Here is a 1,896-nt window from a genome sequence, read left to right on the forward strand (position 1 = left end):
CCCGGCTGAAGATCGGCATGGCCAATCTGGCCTACAACTTCACCCGGCTTGCCTGGCTTGAAGGGAGAAGTGCGCCCGCATGATGCCTCAAGGCCGCCTTTGACGGTCCAAAGGCGACAATCAAGCGAAACAGGGCGGCCAATCGGCGCCTCCGGGAGGCTCTCGAAAACTCAACGGGAGCGGATAAGCACGTTTTTCGAGGTGTCCAGCTTGGCCTGTCGTTGATTCACGGGTTTCGCCAAAAACTTCCTTGGATCAACGATGTGGACTTACACCACTCGCGCCCTTCATGCGCGAAGCGAACTGGCTTTGCCAAGCGATTTGACCAATGCCGAGTGGGCAGTTCTTGAGCCGCTGCTCCCACCCGCGTCGCACGTTGGGCGGCCTCGTAAATGGCCGCTGCGGCGCATTGTCGAGGCGCTCCTGTATCTGCTGCGCGGAGGCCTGCCCTGGCGCATGCTGCCCCCCTGCTTCCCGCCTGTATCGACGGTGCGACGCTGGTTCTACCTCTGGCGTGACGACGGACTGTGGCTGACGCTCAATCACACCCTGCTGATGGCGGCTCGTGAGGCGGATGTGCCGGAGTGATCGACAGCCAGAGCGTGAAAACCACCGAAAGCGGCGGCCCCCGTGGTTATAACGCGGGTAAGAAGACCAAAGGGCGCAAGCGGCACATTCTGACCGATACCGACGGCAACCTCGTCCATGCGGTGATCCATTCCGCCGCCATACAGGACCGGGACGGAGCGCCGCTGGTAATCGCCGATATTGTCCGCCGTTTCCCATGGCTACGCCATCTGTTCGCGGACGGAGGCTATGCCGGCGACAAACTCAGGGAGGCCATCCGGTGCTTCGGCAGATGGACGATCGCGATCATAAAACGCTCCGATGCCGCAAAGGGCTTCGAAGTGCTGTCAAGGTGTTGGGTCGTCGAAAGAACCTTCGCATGGCTCAACCGAAACCGCGGGCTCGCCAAAGATTTCGAGCAGACCATCGCATCAGCGACCTCATGGCTGTTTATCGCCTCGATCCAGCTCTTCACCAGACGCATCGCAAGGTCATGAAATCGAATAGGATAATTTTGAATCAGACTCTGAGGGAGAACAACCAAGGAACGCTTAGGCGGCGCGGCTGTCCGGCGGAAGATTGAGGGCCTTGCGGCCAGCGGAAGCGGCTGCACGATCCCAGAGGAAATCGCCAGAGAAGGCAATATGCTCCCAGCCAACCGACGACGTATGGACAAGCCGATCATCGGGGACCGGGACCGCTGCCGATCGCAGATGCTGGGCGGCGGCGTCCATGTCGATCGTGTTCCAATAGGTGATCGCCGCGATGAGCAGGTTGAGGCGTAAGCCTCCGGTGAAGGCCGCCTTGTGGTGACAGTGCCTTGCGCCGAAGCTGCGCTCATAAGGACGCAGTTAAGAGCGCAGCATCATGCAAGTGGCGGTTATTTTCCGGATCCGAACGTCGCCGTCGCTGGAGCGAGGCGGAGCGCGAAGAGATTGTGCTGGCATCAATCATGCCAGGCGCGGTGATCGCGGAGGTCGCGCGGCGGTTCGATGTGACGACGAGCCTGATCTACAAGTGGCGCCGCGAGGCCCGGCAGGCAGGGGCGCGGTTCGTACCGGTTGTCCTGACAGAGGATGAAGGGTCCGCGCCGGTGGCGACGGGCTCCAGCTGTGCCGTGGCTGCTGAGGGAGATACCAGTGCACCGGGGCCGGACGGTCTGCCTGTGATCACCGTCACCCTTGCCACAGCTCGGATTGATATCCTCCTTTCAGCCCCGCCAGCGCTGGCCAGGGCCGTGCTGCAGGCGCTGCGATGATCCCCGCCGGCGCCCGGGTGTGGATCTGCGCAGGCCACACCGACATGAGGAAGGGCATGAATGGTCTTGCG

At 61.9% G+C, this 1,896-nt stretch carries 1 protein-coding gene and 2 pseudogenes; 2 read left to right on the forward strand and 1 reads right to left on the reverse strand.

Annotated elements, in window-relative coordinates; translation table 11 throughout:
• The first annotated feature begins 261 nt into the window (after positions 1 to 261).
• A pseudogene (locus AC6A67_RS06785) lies at positions 262 to 1,064 on the forward strand (IS5 family transposase).
• Positions 1,065 to 1,118: 54 nt separating this feature from the next.
• On the opposite strand, the pseudogene AC6A67_RS06790 reads toward AC6A67_RS06785, so the two are convergent.
• Positions 1,119 to 1,346 (reverse strand): annotated as a pseudogene (locus AC6A67_RS06790) (Tn3 family transposase); the annotation flags it as partial.
• Between the two features lie 41 nt (positions 1,347 to 1,387).
• Here AC6A67_RS06790 and tnpA point away from each other — a divergent pair.
• Positions 1,388 to 1,825: an IS66-like element accessory protein TnpA gene (gene tnpA / locus AC6A67_RS06795; protein ID WP_498035796.1), complete on the forward strand. Its 438-nt coding sequence runs from the start codon at positions 1,388 to 1,390 to the stop codon at positions 1,823 to 1,825.
• The last annotated feature ends 71 nt before the right edge of the window (positions 1,826 to 1,896 follow it).

The sequence above is a fragment of the Camelimonas sp. FR25 genome, assembly GCF_059740505.1.